At 57.1% G+C, this 15,163-nt stretch carries 18 protein-coding genes and 1 tRNA gene; 1 reads left to right on the forward strand and 18 read right to left on the reverse strand.

Annotation, left to right across the window (positions count from 1 at the left end; genetic code table 11):
- Positions 1 to 134: 134 nt before the first annotated feature.
- The 10 genes from EO133_RS17195 to EO133_RS17240 form a co-directional block, all read right to left on the reverse strand.
- Entirely contained in the window at positions 135 to 365 is a 231-nt protein-coding gene (locus EO133_RS17195; RefSeq protein ID WP_371870914.1) for a helix-turn-helix transcriptional regulator, read from the reverse strand.
- Between the two features lie 400 nt (positions 366 to 765).
- A tRNA-Lys gene (locus EO133_RS17200) sits at positions 766 to 841 on the reverse strand.
- A 97-nt stretch (positions 842 to 938) separates the two neighbouring features.
- On the reverse strand, positions 939 to 1,565 hold the full coding sequence (msrA, locus tag EO133_RS17205; RefSeq protein ID WP_244640706.1) for a peptide-methionine (S)-S-oxide reductase MsrA: 627 nt from the start codon (positions 1,563 to 1,565) through the stop codon (positions 939 to 941).
- Positions 1,566 to 1,621: 56 nt separating this feature from the next.
- Positions 1,622 to 2,080, reverse strand: a complete 459-nt coding sequence (locus tag EO133_RS17210; protein ID WP_127073894.1) for a GNAT family N-acetyltransferase — start codon at positions 2,078 to 2,080, stop codon at positions 1,622 to 1,624.
- Positions 2,077 to 3,645 (reverse strand): 2-isopropylmalate synthase, encoded by a 1,569-nt coding sequence (locus EO133_RS17215; RefSeq protein ID WP_127073895.1) that lies wholly within the window; start codon positions 3,643 to 3,645, stop codon positions 2,077 to 2,079. Before EO133_RS17215 ends, EO133_RS17210 begins: the two co-directional genes overlap by 4 nt.
- Before the next feature lie 369 nt (positions 3,646 to 4,014).
- The gene (locus EO133_RS17220; protein ID WP_127073896.1) at positions 4,015 to 4,440 is read right to left on the reverse strand and encodes a hypothetical protein; all 426 of its coding nucleotides are present in this window, start codon (positions 4,438 to 4,440) and stop codon (positions 4,015 to 4,017) included.
- Positions 4,441 to 4,473: 33 nt separating this feature from the next.
- Positions 4,474 to 5,403: a PhzF family phenazine biosynthesis protein gene (locus EO133_RS17225; RefSeq protein WP_244640705.1), complete on the reverse strand. Its 930-nt coding sequence runs from the start codon at positions 5,401 to 5,403 to the stop codon at positions 4,474 to 4,476.
- Positions 5,378 to 5,884, reverse strand: coding sequence for a heme-degrading domain-containing protein (locus EO133_RS17230; RefSeq protein ID WP_127073897.1), 507 nt, complete (start codon positions 5,882 to 5,884; stop codon positions 5,378 to 5,380). Before EO133_RS17230 ends, EO133_RS17225 begins: the two co-directional genes overlap by 26 nt.
- 114 nt (positions 5,885 to 5,998) lie before the next feature.
- Positions 5,999 to 7,018: a ketol-acid reductoisomerase gene (gene ilvC / locus EO133_RS17235; RefSeq protein WP_127073898.1), complete on the reverse strand. Its 1,020-nt coding sequence runs from the start codon at positions 7,016 to 7,018 to the stop codon at positions 5,999 to 6,001.
- Between the two features lie 36 nt (positions 7,019 to 7,054).
- A complete protein-coding gene (locus EO133_RS17240) occupies positions 7,055 to 7,684 on the reverse strand; it encodes a TetR/AcrR family transcriptional regulator C-terminal domain-containing protein (protein WP_127073899.1) in 630 nt (209 codons plus the stop codon).
- Positions 7,685 to 7,935: 251 nt separating this feature from the next.
- Here EO133_RS17240 and EO133_RS17245 point away from each other — a divergent pair, with 251 nt between their 5' ends.
- Entirely contained in the window at positions 7,936 to 8,340 is a 405-nt protein-coding gene (locus tag EO133_RS17245) for a hypothetical protein (protein ID WP_127073900.1), read from the forward strand.
- 67 nt (positions 8,341 to 8,407) lie between these two features.
- Here the strand turns inward: EO133_RS17245 and EO133_RS17250 are convergent, their stop codons facing one another.
- From EO133_RS17250 to EO133_RS17285, 8 genes are all read right to left on the reverse strand, one after another.
- Complete coding sequence (locus EO133_RS17250) at positions 8,408 to 8,929, reverse strand: hypothetical protein (RefSeq protein WP_127073901.1); 522 nt, start codon at positions 8,927 to 8,929, stop codon at positions 8,408 to 8,410.
- Positions 8,930 to 9,021: 92 nt separating this feature from the next.
- A complete protein-coding gene (locus tag EO133_RS17255; RefSeq protein WP_127073902.1) occupies positions 9,022 to 9,630 on the reverse strand; it encodes an NADPH-dependent FMN reductase in 609 nt (202 codons plus the stop codon).
- 247 nt (positions 9,631 to 9,877) lie between these two features.
- Positions 9,878 to 10,405: a DUF3833 family protein gene (locus EO133_RS17260; RefSeq protein ID WP_127073903.1), complete on the reverse strand. Its 528-nt coding sequence runs from the start codon at positions 10,403 to 10,405 to the stop codon at positions 9,878 to 9,880.
- Between the two features lie 9 nt (positions 10,406 to 10,414).
- Complete coding sequence (locus EO133_RS17265; RefSeq protein ID WP_127073904.1) at positions 10,415 to 10,798, reverse strand: hypothetical protein; 384 nt, start codon at positions 10,796 to 10,798, stop codon at positions 10,415 to 10,417.
- A 95-nt stretch (positions 10,799 to 10,893) separates the two neighbouring features.
- Positions 10,894 to 11,637, reverse strand: a complete 744-nt coding sequence (locus EO133_RS17270; RefSeq protein ID WP_127073905.1) for a pyridoxine 5'-phosphate synthase — start codon at positions 11,635 to 11,637, stop codon at positions 10,894 to 10,896.
- A 100-nt stretch (positions 11,638 to 11,737) separates the two neighbouring features.
- Complete coding sequence (locus tag EO133_RS17275) at positions 11,738 to 12,625, reverse strand: DMT family transporter (protein WP_127073906.1); 888 nt, start codon at positions 12,623 to 12,625, stop codon at positions 11,738 to 11,740.
- 5 nt (positions 12,626 to 12,630) lie between these two features.
- The gene (gene ilvN, locus EO133_RS17280) at positions 12,631 to 13,185 is read right to left on the reverse strand and encodes an acetolactate synthase small subunit (RefSeq protein WP_127073907.1); all 555 of its coding nucleotides are present in this window, start codon (positions 13,183 to 13,185) and stop codon (positions 12,631 to 12,633) included.
- 23 nt (positions 13,186 to 13,208) lie between these two features.
- Complete coding sequence (locus tag EO133_RS17285) at positions 13,209 to 14,969, reverse strand: acetolactate synthase 3 large subunit (protein WP_127073908.1); 1,761 nt, start codon at positions 14,967 to 14,969, stop codon at positions 13,209 to 13,211.
- Between the last annotated feature and the right edge of the window lie 194 nt (positions 14,970 to 15,163).

Genomic DNA, 15,163 nt, shown 5'->3' on the forward strand with positions numbered 1-15,163 from the left:
GCTAAAGAGGACTGTCCGCCCGGCAACGGAACAATGACCCGTTCGGCGAGCCAAGCGTGCGAGTGCGTTCTTGCTCAGCCGAAGGCGCTCTGCCGCCTCTTCGAGCGTATATATCGTTTCGAGGACTGGGGGTGTCATGATTCACCCTTCAGCGCCACGCCAAGCCCGCTGGCAGTAGCACCCTCGTCAAGAAACTGGACGCCGGCTAATTCTAGGGCGGTTCGGATGGTGGCGACCGTGTCGGCCTTGAGCTCTTCGCCCCGCTCCAGTCTGCTTATCGTATTTGAAGAAACGCCGGCCATTCTGGCCAGGTCACGCACCCCAATTCCCAAGGCTGCGCGAGCCATCTTGATCTGCTTCGGCACCACCGAATACCCCACCGATAACAAAATCGCGACATAGTTGCGATTTTAATTGACTAATGCTTGTTAACCCTATAATCGAAACAGTGTAGCGAATTTCTCCCACTGAACAACAGATCATTTAGGGCCACTCAAAACATGATTAACAACAGTTCGCGCAGTGCGCACAAAGAAAGTGACCAGCCGAACCCGAAAGCCGGCAGGGTTATCGAGCACCATCTCGCCGAACTCCACATGTTCGGACAAGCACCGCAGATTGTCTGGGTAGCGACGGATAGCGCTCAGGCTGAGAAAAAAGCGGCCTGACGTGTCGCCGTGGCGACAGGGTGGCGACGCAGCCCAAACCGCAAAGCCGCCCATTGTGGCGGCTTTCGTCTATCCGATTGATTCTACTAGAGGTTTTTGGTGGGTGTACAAGGACTCGAACCTTGGACCCGCTGATTAAGAGTCAGCTGCTCTACCAACTGAGCTATACACCCAAACCCAATCGCGGCGCGCCGGAGCGCCCCGCTGCAAGTTGCGCCTCTCTAACAAACGCAATCGGTGCTGTCTAGCGTCAATTGGGGCAAAATGCGCTCAAACGTCAGGAAAGGGGTTTTGGCTGGTGCCCAGGAATGCCTTCTCGCCCCATAGCCTGCGGATCACGTCATCACGACCGCAACCAATGCGGTAACGCTCGTAATGGGCAGGGTTCGTAAGATAGAAATCCTGATGTTCGTCGCCAGCTGCATAGAATGTCGCCTCAGGCTTGATTTCAGTCACAATGGTATAGCCGCTTTCCTCAGCGATTGCCGCCTTGCTGGCTTCGGCAAGCCGCATCTGCTCGTCATCGAGCGCAAAAATGGCCGGTTTGTACATCGGTCCCTTGTCGCAGAACTGGCCTGTTGGATCGGTCGGGTCGGTCGTGTGCCAATACACCGTCAAAAGCTGATCGTAGGACACCACATCGGGGTCATAGGTAACCTCGACCACCTCGTAATGGCCGGTATCCCCGCCATAGGCGACCTCGTTATAGGTCGGGTTTTCCGTATGCCCTCCGGCAAATCCCGAGACGGCCTCGATAACGCCTTCAACCTTCTCGAAATTGGCCTCGACGCTCCAGAAGCAACCTCCGGCGAAAAGTGCGGTCCCGCCAAGCGCGGGCGTGACAACCATGGCCGCACAAGCCGACAGCATGAGTGTAATCATTCGATGGGGCGTCATTGCAATCTCCCTCGTGAGCCGGACCAGCCTGCGCCTCACCCCGGTCACGCGGCAAATCAAAGGACCGTGAGGCTTTTCCGCATCTGTACGCAATCGGCTGCAATGCCGATCAGTTCGGCAAGGCTCCAATCATAGCGCTCCCACCCTAGCGCCCGGTAATAGCCGAGCGCCTCGGGGGCCGCATTGACATAAAGGGTCTGTATGCCGCGAGAGCGGGCAAGCTCTTCTACCCTGTCACCAAGGGCGCGGCCATGCCCCTGCCCTTGCATGGACACGACGATTGCGACCAGCCTTATGGCGCCGGTGCCGTCGCCGAAATCATCCAGCCGGGCGGTGCCGATCGGTTCGCCATCGCGTGTGAGCAGTAACGGCAGATTGCCCGCCGCCCTGTCATCGGGATGATTGGCATCGTAAACCACATCGGCATGGCGCCCTTCAAAAAGAACACTATGCCGAATGTCATGCAGAGCCTCCCATTGCCGGGAGGTCTCTACAAGAATAAGGGTGTATGTCACCCCGCCATCGCGCCTTGGGCTGGCGCACCACGTTCGATCAGCAGCCGGTTATAGGCATTGAGATAGGCACGGGCGGAAGCCACCAGCGTATCGGGTTCGGACGCATTGCCCGACGCGATACGCCCGCTCATTTCAAGGCGCACATGAGCATTGGCCTGCGCGTCGGTGCCGCCTGTTACGCCATCGACGGCGTAGAGCACCAGATGCGGATCGGCTTCCACCGCCTTCTTGATGGCGTTGAAAATGGCATCGACCGAGCCGGTGCCGTCATAGCTGACATCGACCTTCTCGCCATCCACCGACAGCACCATTTCGCAGCGGTGAACGCCGCCGGTCTTGGTGGTCACGCTCATGTCTACGAGCTTGATGCGGTCCCCGCTTGAACCCATTTCATCGTCGACCAGGGCGATGATGTCATCGTCGTAAACGTGCTTCTTGCGGTCGGCCAAATCCTTGAAACGCTGGAACGTCTCCTGGAACTGGTTATCGGCCAGTTCGTAGCCCAGATCCTTGAGCTTTTCCTTGAAGGCGTGGCGACCCGAATGCTTGCCCATGACCAGCGAGGTGGATTTGATGCCGACGCTTTCGGGGGTCATGATTTCGTAGGTGGAAGCATTTTTCAGCATACCATCCTGATGGATACCGCTCTCATGCGCGAACGCGTTCTTGCCCACGATCGCCTTGTTATACTGCACCGGAAAATTGGCTGCCGCCGAAACCACCTTTGATGCGCGCGACAGGTGCGTGGTTTCGATATTGGTGTGATAAGGCAAGGCATCGGCGCGGGTGCGCAAGGCCATCACTACTTCCTCGAGCGCCGCATTGCCTGCACGCTCACCCAACCCGTTGATCGTACATTCGACCTGCCGCGCACCGGCACGCACACCGGCCAATGAATTAGCAACCGCCATCCCCAGATCGTTATGGCAATGGGTCGAGAAAATCGCTTGATCCGAATTGGGGACCATTTCGATCAGACCCTTGATCAGCGCATAATAGTCTTCCGGCGTCGAATAGCCGACCGTATCGGGAATATTGATGGTCGTTGCCCCGGCCTTGATTGCAGCTTCGGTGCAGCGGGCAAGGAATTCGATAGGCGTGCGGGTTGCGTCCATGCCCGACCATTCCACATCGTCAATGAGGTTACGGGCCTGCGTCACGGTTTTGGTGACGATTTCGAGCACTTCATCCTCGGTCTTTTTCATCTGGTGCGCCAGATGGATCGGCGAGGTCGAGACGAAGGTATGGATACGGCCACGTTTTGCAAAGCGCACCGCTTCCCCTGCCCGGTCGATATCGGCAGGAATGGCGCGGGCAAGCCCGGCTATAACGGCGTTTTTGGCGCGTTTGGCAATCGTTGCGACGGCCTCGAAGTCGCCATTTGAAGCGATGGGAAACCCAGCTTCGATAATATCGACGCCCATCGTATCGAGGATTTCGGCCACCTGGAGCTTTTCTTCCAGCGTCATGGTCGCGCCGGGGCTTTGCTCGCCGTCACGCAGGGTTGTATCGAAAATATACACGCGGTCTGTGTTGGACGGCGCGGCTTCGCTCGGACTGCTCATTTCAGGTCTATTCCCTTATTCTTCGGCCACCCGGCTGCAAATCCTGCGTAAGCACGGGAAACAAGGCCGCACAAATTATCTGTTCGGCATATGGCAAAATCCCCTGACGACCCGCTCGCTATTGCGACCTGCCGGTGGTCAGGGGCTGATAAGGAGAAGTAGGAGGGCAGCGGGCAGCAGCAGCGCCGAGCCGATAACAAGGCGCGCGCGCAAAACATCCTGCTTGCGTGCAGCAATTGCGACAGCTCTGTTCGGTGCATTACGGCGCATCGATACGGCCTGAACCCTTGTCATATTCTTCGATGCGCACAATGAGGCAAACAAACGTCCTGCGCAACCCTCTAATGGACCATAAGGGCGCGGAATACGTCAGTTAAAGGCCATAACTGCTGAAAAAACCACGACAATGCCGGAAACACCGGCAATTGTTGATAGCATTTTCCCGCGCTCCCTTGCGCCCGCCTGCCCGGCCTTGATGCGCCGGTAATTGGCCGAAGCCATGCCAACAGCCGCACTGAGAACGATAACGCCGGCGATTTTGATCCAAAACCACACGTCCAGCGCGCCAAAACCGCCATAGCGAAGCCAGATCAGCAACAACCCTGTGATCCAGAGCAGACCCAGACCGATGTGTGAATTGCGCCGCAATATCTCGCCCATCTGCGAAAGACCGGCTTCAGGCGCAGGGGCTTTGGCACTAAGCCTGCCCACATTGGCAAGCGCGATACCCGACCCCATGCCGAGCACAAGACCGATAAAATGAATGAACAGCAAAATTTTGAACAGCAAGTCCATGTCAAAGCCCCCCAACCTGCAGCCGAGACTATATCACTCGTCGAAATCCAGCACACCTTGCGCCAGCACCACGGCTGCACCGCCAATCCCGGCGCGCTGCAGCTTGCCCTCCGACATATGCAATTGCAACTCGATGACGCTCGGGCGTCCCATTTCAAGGCCCTGACGCAGCCGGATCGAGTGATTGCCTTCCGCATATTCTGGCTGTTCGGCCAAAAGCCCGATCAGCGCTGCCGCCGCCGATCCAGTCGCGGGGTCTTCGCCAATTCCGGCACCGACTCCAAACATCCGGGCAGCGTAGTCATTTCCCCGTTCACCCGACGTTTTGGTAAAGACATATACCGCAGGATGATCGCCGGTATAGACGCTAGTCCAGCCGCGACGCTCAAGACTTATCGATTCAAGCACCCGTGCGTCTCGTACCGGGATCAGATAGAAAGGCAGACCTGCCGAATAGCGGCCCGCCTTGAGATCGCCGCAGCCAATATCGCTTTCCGTCAGACCCAGCGTCCGGGCGACAGCGTCCAGATCGGGCGCTTCGTCAATTCGCTGCGGCAATTGCGGCAGGCTAAACCGCGCATATCCGGTGCGCTTGTTTTCCCGCTCCATTACCGACGTTACAAGCCCGATACCAAGTTCGAGCCGGATGGCCGAAAGCCTGTTCTCCAGCCCCAAAAGCACGCTGGCGCCCACGGTCGGATGGCCTGCGAAAGGCAATTCCCGGCGCGGCGTAAAGATGCGCAAGGACGCGGTATGGCGCTCGCTTTTCGGTGTGCGCACAAACACCGTTTCCGACAGGTTGAACTCTCCGGCAATGGCCTGCATGCGCGCATCGGAAAGTTCATCGGCCTTGAGAACGACCGCCAGCGGATTGCCTGCCAACCGGTCGCGGGTAAACACATCAAGAATGTAATAGGTTAGTTTCATTGCATTGCCCTTACGCCGAACCACCGTCATAAGCATATGATTCTGCATTTATGCCAAGGTGTTGGCATATGCCGCGCACAACCAGCATGTGATCGAGATGTTCGGGCACGCCTGAAACCGTGATCGCGCCGACAACGCCGACATTCTTGATGCGGATGGGAAAACCACCGCCCGCCAATACATAGTCAGCTGCCGACAGGCCGCTATCGGCGGGAAAGGCGCGATTTTGCGGCGTCGCTTTGCGCTCGAGCACCATTCGGTAGCTGCTTTTCCCAAAGCGTTTGACCACGTTGATCTTGCGCCGCACCCAATCGGGATTGTCCGCGCTGGTGCCGGGCAGTGCCATATAGAAAAGCTGCCGATCCCAGAAGCGAATATCGCAAACGATACCAAGATGTTCGGCGCGGGCAAGCTCGCGGATCGTTGAGCCGATCTCGAATGCGATCTCCTCATCGAAACGCTCGAAAACCAGATCGTTTTCATGGGCGATGACGCTGGCCAGATGATGCTGGGACATGTGCGGCCTCCCTCTTCCTTTTTTCTTATCCGATTTGCCTGGCACAGAAACAAAAAAACTGCGCACCGGAACGTCCGATGCGCAGCCCATTATTTTCCAAAATGGAGCAGCGGATCAGTTGCGCTCTTTGTCGACCAGTGCGCCAGCCTTGATCCACGGCATCATGTCACGCAGCTTGGTGCCGACTTCTTCAATCTGGTGCGCATCGTTGTTGCGGCGGATCGCTTTGAATCGCGCGGCTCCCGAACGGTGTTCCTGCATCCACTCGGACGTGAAGCGGCCCGACTGGATGTCATTCAGTACGCGCTTCATTTCAGCCTTGGTTTCCGAGGTGATGATGCGCGGGCCGGTGACATATTCGCCCCACTCGGCAGTGTTGGAAATCGAGTAGTTCATGTTGGCGATGCCGCCCTGATAGATAAGGTCGACGATCAGCTTCACCTCATGCAGACACTCGAAATAGGCCATTTCCGGCGCGTAGCCGGCTTCGACCAGCGTTTCAAAACCAGCACGGATGAGTTCGACAAGACCACCGCAGAGAACGGCCTGTTCGCCGAACAGGTCGGTTTCGCATTCCTCCTTGAAGGTGGTTTCGATGATGCCCGACCGGCCGCCCCCGACGCCCGAAGCGTAGGAAAGGCCAAGGTCGTGTGCATTACCCGAAGCGTCGTGATGAACAGCGATCAGGCATGGCACGCCGCCTCCCTTCTCGAATTCGCCGCGCACGGTGTGGCCGGGGCCTTTCGGCGCGACCATCAGGACGTCAACGGTGTCCTTGGGTTCGATCAGGCCAAAATGCACGTTCAAACCGTGCGCGAAAGCCAGCGCAGCGCCGTCACGGATATTGGGCGCGATATCGTCGCGGTAAATGTCGGCCTGCAACTCGTCAGGTGTCGCCATCATCATGAAATCGGCCCAAGCGGCTGCTTCGGCAACGCTCATGACCTTGAGTCCGTCGGCTTCGACCTTCTTCGCCGTCGCAGAACCCGGACGCAGGCCGACCGCAATTTCGGTCGCGCCGGAATCTTTCAGGTTCAGCGCATGCGCGCGGCCCTGGCTGCCATAGCCGATAATGGCTACTTTCTTGGACTTGATAAGATTGATGTCGGCATCCCGATCATAATAAACGCGCATTGGTTTCTCCCATTTCTCGCATTTCGTTGAAGTCGATTACGCCCCGTAGAGCGCGAAAAACTGTTCCCGCGCCCGGCGGGCATCGGCGGCGATTGTCTGCTCGTCAAGCTCCATCCGATCGCCGAGCAAAAGCCGGATCTGAACGTCTCGAACCACAAGGCCGAAAAAGGTGCGGAAAGCGGTTTCGCAATCCTCAAACGACAAGAGACCGGCGTCACGGCCGGCCTGAAGCACTGGCTTCAGGCGCCGCCCCATCGCATAGCGCCCGTTCTCAAGCACGATGGCTCCGAGATTGCGCTTCTCCTGCCCCGCATGGCTGACCGCCAACCGATTGAGCGCCACGGAAATATCGCCAGCCAGAACGCTCAAAAGGTCGCGACCGAATTTTTCCAGCGCGATGGCGAGGGATTTGGCCGTCAGCGTTTCCCGATCCACCGGAACCATGCGCACCTTTGCAGCCTGCCATTGAACCGTTGCTGTCAAAAGCCCGTCGCGGTCGCCAAACCACTTGTACAGTGTTTCTTTCGAGCAGCTTGCCCGGCGCGCAACTCCGGTCATGGTCAGCCCATCACCGCCGTCCACGAGCAGCCCCAGGGCGGCATCGAGCACGGCGCGCTGGCGCTCGGTCAGATTGTCTTCACCAATGGTAAGGGTAGGCGGTGTCACGCTGTATAAGCTCTAATTCGTTGAAATGATCTGCGCCCGCTAACACATAATCACCGCGGCTGCACGATGGGATCGGCAATCTCATGCGTAAAACCGGGCGCCATGTCGCTTTTGACGCTGCATATCCAGCCGTACCGTACGGTACGGTTCGGTAAATTGCAAGGTCGAAATCAGGCTTTGCAGAATGGGGCTGAATCAGCGAGAATCACGCCAACACAGATCTATTCTGCATCAGTCAGGGAATTGCCGCGATGCACAAGCCACTTCTCGCCACCGCAATTATTTTTGCGCTTGCCGTCCCTGCCCTTGCGCAGGAAGCCGACGGCATAACCTCCGCGCCCATGGTCGGCGCTTCGCTCACCGAAAAAATATGGATGCGCAGCGACAATCCCGGCCTGCCTGGTTCAATGGTGCTGTTTCTGAGCGAGGGCACCATGCTGATGGATTCCTGCTGGGAAACCTACCGCATCAACACATGGCAGATGATTGATGAGGACAATATCACATGGGACGAGGATGGAATGGCGATCGCGGCCGAAATCGTCGAACTCAACGAAGCCGAGTTGATTCTCTCGCTGCACCTTGGAGAAGAAACCGTCGAGCAGCATTTTGAAGCCGCTCCGGTTCCCTATATCTGTCCCGACCTGCCACGCTAGAGTGCTTACCGAATAAGTGGAAACCACTTATTCGGTTCGGAAGCGCGACAACACAAAGACTCTAAGATCAGGTCGAGAAATCGCAGTAATATTGCGGGATGCCGCGATAGGTCCCGAAGTCGGTGGTAATGCCGACAATATTGTCCGGGTCTGCATCGAGCGCGGTGGAAGAGGCCAGGGCCAGCGGCACAAAAGTTGCTTCCAGCGCTGGTTGGTCTGGCTGGAAGTAAACGCTGACAATGCTGATCCCGCTATCGATACCCATGATGAAGGCGATGTGGCTGACCTCGAAATCCTTCCACATGCCTTTGATCGGTATGCGAACCTCGCGATATTCGTCTTCAATCTGAATTTCCAGATCATTGAAATAGGGCCGATATTCTTCCGGCAGCGGGATGGGCTCGCCTTGGGCGATGCTGGCCCATATCCGATCAAGATCGGGATCGATGTGGCACTGCTCGGTCAACCCGTCTAGCAGCATGGACAAATCGAGATGGGTTGGCGGCTCATCGCCCAACCCCACGAACCCCAAGACTGCAACGACGCTGCCCATGACGACATCGCCAGCCTTATCCACCCATTCAAACATCGGTTTCTTGCCTCGAAAAAATAAGGGCCACCTTCCGGCAGCCCTTATTACGCGATTTTTTCGTGACTAAATAGAGGTTGTAAGACTACGGATTACTCAGCAGCAATGGCTTCAATCTTGCCTTCACGAGCAGCCTTGGTGGCATTGGTCCACCAGACGAGCTGATCGAGCATATCCTTGGCGCTGCCGCCGATTGCGCCTTCGATATCGGTCATCGGACCGTTGGCGCCCATCGGATGCACCTTCATGAATTCAGCACCGGCAATATGAACGGCAGAACGGGTGGAAGCAATCTGCAATTCGACGTTGATGGTCCGCAGGTGCTCAATGGCACGCGCTGCGCCCATTGAACCGTAACCGACAAAACCTGCAGCCTTCTGGGTCCATTCTACATAGGCCTGATCGATCGCATTCTTCAGCGCGCCGGTGATCGAGCGGTTATATTCAGCAACAACGAAAATATAGCCGTCAAATTCGGCAACCTTTTTCTGCCATGCAACGGCCTTGGGGTCCTGCGTCGGCACCCAGGCGTTGGAGGCCACCTCGTTGAAGAAAGGCAAATCGAAATCGCGCAGGTCGAGCAATTCGACGTCCATATCGTCGCGAGCTTTGGCCTGTTCCAGAATCCACTGCGCGGGCTTGTCAGCAAAGCGGCTGTCGCGCGTGGACGAGATGATGATACCGATTTTTGGCTTGGACATGAGCAGTTCCTCATTCATTGGTTACGTAAAGTGCGTAACGCCCAATATGTAACTTTTGGTCCATCGCACAAGTAGGCACATTGGTGTCACCGGGTTACATTCATCTGCCCATCGGATGGCCGACCACAAACCAACGCCCCTCCAACATACTGATAAACTTTAGACTTTTTTCTACCACAGGCACTAGAGGAAATTTGAAACGATTGTTCGTCCAAAGCAAACAATCTGGACGCTCGCACCGAACCTGCTATTGACGTTCGATGACAAGGCGGACGTTACCGACTGGCAGACCGAACATGCGGACCAGCGCTTCATTGATGATCGCGCCATCGGCGCGCCGATAAAGAATGTCCGAAAAAGACAATCGCGTTACCTCGCCATTGGCCTCTATATCGGCGGTATAATCGAGGGTAATGCCATTTTCGGTTTCACGCACATCGGCCTCTCCGACGACATCCTCGCGCATGCCGCTCCAGCGCCCCGGAGCGGTTCGGGTGAAGCGCCAGGTAAGCTGCTGGACCTCGCCGTCATCCCAATAAAAGTCCTCGACCACCGTCAGGGTATCGCTGCTCAACGTGCCATTGAGATCGACGTCAAATCCACGCCTGTACCCGGTAATGGGCACGACAAACTCGCCCCGTCCGCGCGATTGCCCCGCAAAGGCTTCATCCAGAGTCAGCGAAGTATCGGCGGATAGCGGTACCCGAGGCACACGAGCACAACCGCCCAACGCAAGTGCTGCCAATCCCCCAGCCAAAAGTGTCCGTCTGAGCATATCGTCCCCCTACCCTTCGATCCGCGCTGTACCGGTTTCGCCATTATTGCGAATCCATTGCACCTGATCAGGCCCGATCCATGTGAGGTTGAAGCACATCGGTTCGCCGTCGTACCAAGTCTCGAATTGCTGGCAGAGCCGGTCGGCATCGATCCACCAGCGTCCGCGGTCGCGCGGTTGCATGAACCGGCCCAGCCCCAGCGCCTGGCCATCACCGTTCACTTCGCCATTGGCGAGATAATTGAGTGGGAATTCACCGCCGAAAGGCGCAGCGAGATAGATGCGTTTTCCAATAATCTCGCGCTCTATATCGCTGGCGGACAAAGGTTCGGACTGCGCGGGCGAAGCGGCACAAAGGGCCAAAGCCACACCGGTCGCAAGTGCAATTCGCATGACAACCCTCCAAAATCGTTTGGAGTAGTTACGAGCCAACCCGTGAACGGATCACCCCTTTTAGGGGTTCACGCGATCACATCTGCCTCGATGTGCTAGACCTCCAGCACGGCCCGATACTTCCTCACCGCTTTGGCAAAGCCATAAAGCAACGCATCGGCGGTGATCCCATGCCCGATCGAAACTTCATCGACGCCGGGAACATGGGCCTGGAAATCGGGCAGATTGGCCAGCGTCAGATCGTGCCCGGCATTAAGTCCCATCCCGGCGGCCTTGGCGGCGCGTGCTGTCTCGGCAAGGATGGCAAGCTGGGCCCTGCCCGCTTCCGGATCATCGTAGCAGGAACCGTAAGGGCCGGTGTAAAGCTCAACGCGGTCTGCACCGGTCGCCTTGGCCGCTTCTATGCCAGCCATCCCGGCATCGGGATCGCAAAACAGCGAAATTCGACGCCCCGGCACCTTCAAACGCTGGACAACCGAGGTCAGGAAATTGCCTTTCCCGGCAAAATCCCAACCATGATCGGAAGTTGCCTGCGCCGGGTCGTCTGGGACAAGCGTGACCTGATGAGGATTAACCGCCTCGATCAGATCGAGAAACTCATCGCTGGGATAGCCCTCGATATTGAACTCGGCCTGCGGATATTCAGCATCGAGCAACGCCTTGATCTCAGGCACATCCGAGCGCCTAATATGCCGCTCGTCAGGGCGCGGATGCACCGTCACCCCCACCGCACCGGCATCGAGCACGATCCGGGCGATACCCACCACGCTCGGCCAAGGCAGATCGCGGCGATTGCGCAATTGCGCAACGGCATTGAGGTTGACGGAGAGCTTTGTCATGGGATGGTCCGGAACTTAATAGTCTTTATGAGGCTCTCTCTAGCGCGAAACAGCGCACACAAGAACCCTTCTTTATGCGTATGGGCCGCCGACACCGGCCTTAAGTTGTCGGCGGCAATGTCGTGCGCTTGCGCGAGTGCATGACGAGAATCACCCCGCTAATCGTCACCAGGACGATACCGGCCATGGCAATCGCGTTGGGCAATTCACCGAAAAGCACAAAGCCAAGCAGCATGGCCCAAAGAATCGAGCTGTAAAGAAAGGGCGCAACCACCCCAACCGGTGCAACCCGGAAAGTGAGAAAGATAAAGAGTTGCCCAAACATAAGGAAAAACGCCGAGCCGGTCAGAAGCCAGATATGTTCGGGACGCGGCATCACCCATTCATCAAATAGAAGCGTTGCAATACCGGACGCCAGCATCACCATGATGACCGCGCCATAGGCGACAATCGGACCGGGCATTTCAGCAGGCACCTTGCGGGCGGCAAGATCGCGCGCCGCCATGCCGCCAGCCGCTGCCAAACCCAAAAGCGCCCAGGGCGAAATCGCATCCATTGTGGGCTGCGCGACGAGCAAGGCACCGATGAACCCGACAACGATCAGCCCAATCCGCATCAGCCCCAGCTTTTCGCCGAAAAGAAAGGCTGCACCGATCAGGAGGATCATGGGCGAAAGCTGACCGATTGCCGTTATGTCGGCAATGGGCATTCGTGCCAGCGCGTTGATGAAACAAAAGACGGTGATGATCTCGAAAAGATTCCGCAGCAGCGCCCACTTGTTGCCGATCATCGAAAACTTCGATGCCGTGCGCGTAAAAAAGACGAGCGGCAGACACCATAGCGCCGCCGCCACGCCACGCATGAAAAGCACCTGAAAAACCGGCAACTCAGCGGTCGCAAACTTCATCAGGGAGTCATTTGTGACAAAACATGCTGTCGCGGCAACCATGAGAATGATGCCGCGAACATTCGCCGAAAGCGCTGGCAATTTGGTTACATGCCTTCCGAACCGCGGGTAATCGCGGCAAGACCGGTGCGAACCACTTCGACAAGCCCCAGCGGGGCCATGAGCGAAATGAACTGCTCCACCTTGGAGGATTTGCCCGTCACCTCGAACACGAAACTTTCGGTCGACGCATCGATCACCTGCGCGCGGAAGGCGTCAGCAAGACGCAGCGCTTCCACACGATGCTCACCGACACCGGCGACCTTGACCAGCGCCAACTCGCGCTCGATGGCATTGCCTTCCGCTGTCAGGTCGTGAACCTTGTGAACCGGCACCAGCCGCTCAAGTTGCAGCTTGATCTGCGCCAGAATCTTTGGCGTCGCGACCGTTACAACGGTAATCCGTGAGCGGTGCTTGTCGTGCTCGGTTTCCGATACCGTGAGCGAGTCGATATTGAACCCGCGCGCCGAAAACAGCCCGACCACGCGCGCGAGGACGCCCGGCTCGTTATCGACAAGCACCGTCAGGGTATGGCGTTCGGGTTCCTGAGTCTGCTGGGTCAGAAAATAGGCCGAACCGGTCGGCAGCAAATTTGCGTTCATGTTCATTGTCCTCAAGCGCTCCCTTAAACGAGAACCTTCCCTCTTTCATCGATGATCGAACCGATATCGGCCGTATCGGGCAGGATCATTTCATTATGCGGCTTGCCCGACGGGATCATCGGCAAGCAATTTTCTTCCTTGGAAACAAGGCAATCGAACAGCACCGGCTTTTTGATATTGATCATCTCGTCGATGGCATCGTCGAGTTTTGCCGGATCGTCGCAGCGAATACCATGACCGCCATAGGCCTCGGCGAGCTTTACGAAATCGGGTAGCGCATCGGAGTAGGAATGGGAATAGCGCCCGCCATGCAGCAATTCCTGCCACTGGCGCACCATACCCATATATTCGTTATTGAGGATGAAAATCTTGACCGGCAGATCATATTGCAGCGCCGTCGACATTTCCTGCATGGTCATCTGAACCGAGGCTTCCCCGGCAATATCGATAACCAGCGCATCGGGATGGGCGACCTGAACGCCGATTGCGGCAGGTAAGCCATACCCCATTGTGCCAAGCCCCCCCGAGGTCATCCAGCGGTTCGGCTCATCGAAGTGGAAATGCTGGGCAGCCCACATCTGGTGTTGACCAACTTCGGTCGTGATATAGACGTCGCGATCCTTGCTGGCCTCATAAAGCCGCTGAATTGCGTGCTGCGGTTTGATGATCTTGTCGGAATTGGTGAAGGCCAGCGAATTGACCCCACGCCACTTCTCGATCGCCTTCCACCATGGCGCAATCGCTTCGGTGCGCGGCTGGTTGGTTTTGGCCCGCCAGATGCGGATTATTTCTTCCATGACCAGATTGACGTCGCCGACGATTGGAACGTCGACGAGAATGTTCTTGTTGATCGAGGACGCGTCGATATCGACATGGATCTTGCGGCTGCCCGGTGAGAACGCATCGATCCGGCCAGTGATCCGGTCGTCAAACCGTGCGCCAAGGCAGATGATGAGGTCGGCATCGTGCATAGCCATATTGGCCTCATAGGTGCCGTGCATACCCAGCATACCCAGCCACTGTTTGCTTGAGGCCGGATAAGCACCCAGCCCCATCAATGTGGATGTAACAGGAAAGCCCGTGAGATCGGCAAGATCGCGTAGCGTGCGGCTGGCTTCATAGCCCGAATTGATAACCCCGCCGCCGGTGTAAAAGACAGGACGCTCCGCCTTAAGCATCATATCGACCGCAATGCGGATGGCCTCGAGATCGCCTTCCATCTGTGGCTTGTAGGTCGGATGACTCATCTTGGCCTGCGGCTTGAGATAACTGCCGAGTGCGAACTGAACGTCCTTTGGAATATCGATCACGACCGGGCCAGGACGGCCCGAGGTCGCGATATAGAAGGCTTCATGCAGGACGCGCGGCAGGTCTTCGATCGATTTGACGAGATAATTGTGCTTGGTGCAGTTGCGGGTGATACCGACCGTATCGCATTCCTGAAACGCATCCGATCCGATCAGCGGTGTGGGCACCTGGCCCGTGATGCAGACCAGTGGGATCGAGTCGAGCAGTGCGTCGGTCAGCCCCGTGACGGCATTTGTGGCACCGGGGCCGGAGGTGACGAGAACGACGCCGCATTTGCCGGTCGAGCGCGCATAGCCTTCCGCCATGTGGGTTGCACCCTGCTCATGGCGCACCAGGATATGCTGGAGCTTGTCCTGCTGAAAAATCGCGTCATAGATCGGTAGCACAGCCCCGCCGGGATACCCGAAAATATGTTCAACGCCCTGATCGATCAGGGCCTGGACAACCATTTCAGCGCCGGTCATTTGTTCGGCCATCTCAAGCCACTCCCTTTTCTTCTCGTCTTGCCCGGCATCACCGGGAACCAGATAATAAAAAAGGCCCCGTTTGGGACCTGTTTAGCGCACCGCAATTCGCACGAGGGTTCATGCCCTCATGTTGCGATGCGCCAGCCTACCACAAGAATTAGAGTCGTCCGCATGAGCGGTTTGCTCCCAAGTAAAAATTCCGC

This window comes from Pelagibacterium lentulum, from assembly GCF_003992625.1.
Lineage (GTDB): Bacteria > Pseudomonadota > Alphaproteobacteria > Rhizobiales > Devosiaceae > Pelagibacterium > Pelagibacterium lentulum.

Coding starts and splice junctions, on each gene's coding strand:
- msrA (WP_244640706.1), bottom strand. CDS start 1,565: ATGACGCCCCATCGAATGATTACACTCATGCTGTCGGCTTGTGCGGCC.
- EO133_RS17215 (WP_127073895.1), bottom strand. CDS start 3,645: ATGAGCAGTCCGAGCGAAGCCGCGCCGTCCAACACAGACCGCGTGTAT.
- EO133_RS17220 (WP_127073896.1), bottom strand. CDS start 4,440: ATGGACTTGCTGTTCAAAATTTTGCTGTTCATTCATTTTATCGGTCTT.
- EO133_RS17225 (WP_244640705.1), bottom strand. CDS start 5,403: ATGCTTATGACGGTGGTTCGGCGTAAGGGCAATGCAATGAAACTAACC.
- EO133_RS17230 (WP_127073897.1), bottom strand. CDS start 5,884: ATGTCCCAGCATCATCTGGCCAGCGTCATCGCCCATGAAAACGATCTG.
- ilvC (WP_127073898.1), bottom strand. CDS start 7,018: ATGCGCGTTTATTATGATCGGGATGCCGACATCAATCTTATCAAGTCC.
- EO133_RS17245 (WP_127073900.1), top strand. CDS start 7,936: ATGCACAAGCCACTTCTCGCCACCGCAATTATTTTTGCGCTTGCCGTC.
- EO133_RS17250 (WP_127073901.1), bottom strand. CDS start 8,929: ATGTTTGAATGGGTGGATAAGGCTGGCGATGTCGTCATGGGCAGCGTC.
- EO133_RS17255 (WP_127073902.1), bottom strand. CDS start 9,630: ATGTCCAAGCCAAAAATCGGTATCATCATCTCGTCCACGCGCGACAGC.
- EO133_RS17260 (WP_127073903.1), bottom strand. CDS start 10,405: ATGCTCAGACGGACACTTTTGGCTGGGGGATTGGCAGCACTTGCGTTG.
- EO133_RS17265 (WP_127073904.1), bottom strand. CDS start 10,798: ATGCGAATTGCACTTGCGACCGGTGTGGCTTTGGCCCTTTGTGCCGCT.
- EO133_RS17270 (WP_127073905.1), bottom strand. CDS start 11,637: ATGACAAAGCTCTCCGTCAACCTCAATGCCGTTGCGCAATTGCGCAAT.
- ilvN (WP_127073907.1), bottom strand. CDS start 13,185: ATGAACGCAAATTTGCTGCCGACCGGTTCGGCCTATTTTCTGACCCAG.
- EO133_RS17285 (WP_127073908.1), bottom strand. CDS start 14,969: ATGGCCGAACAAATGACCGGCGCTGAAATGGTTGTCCAGGCCCTGATC.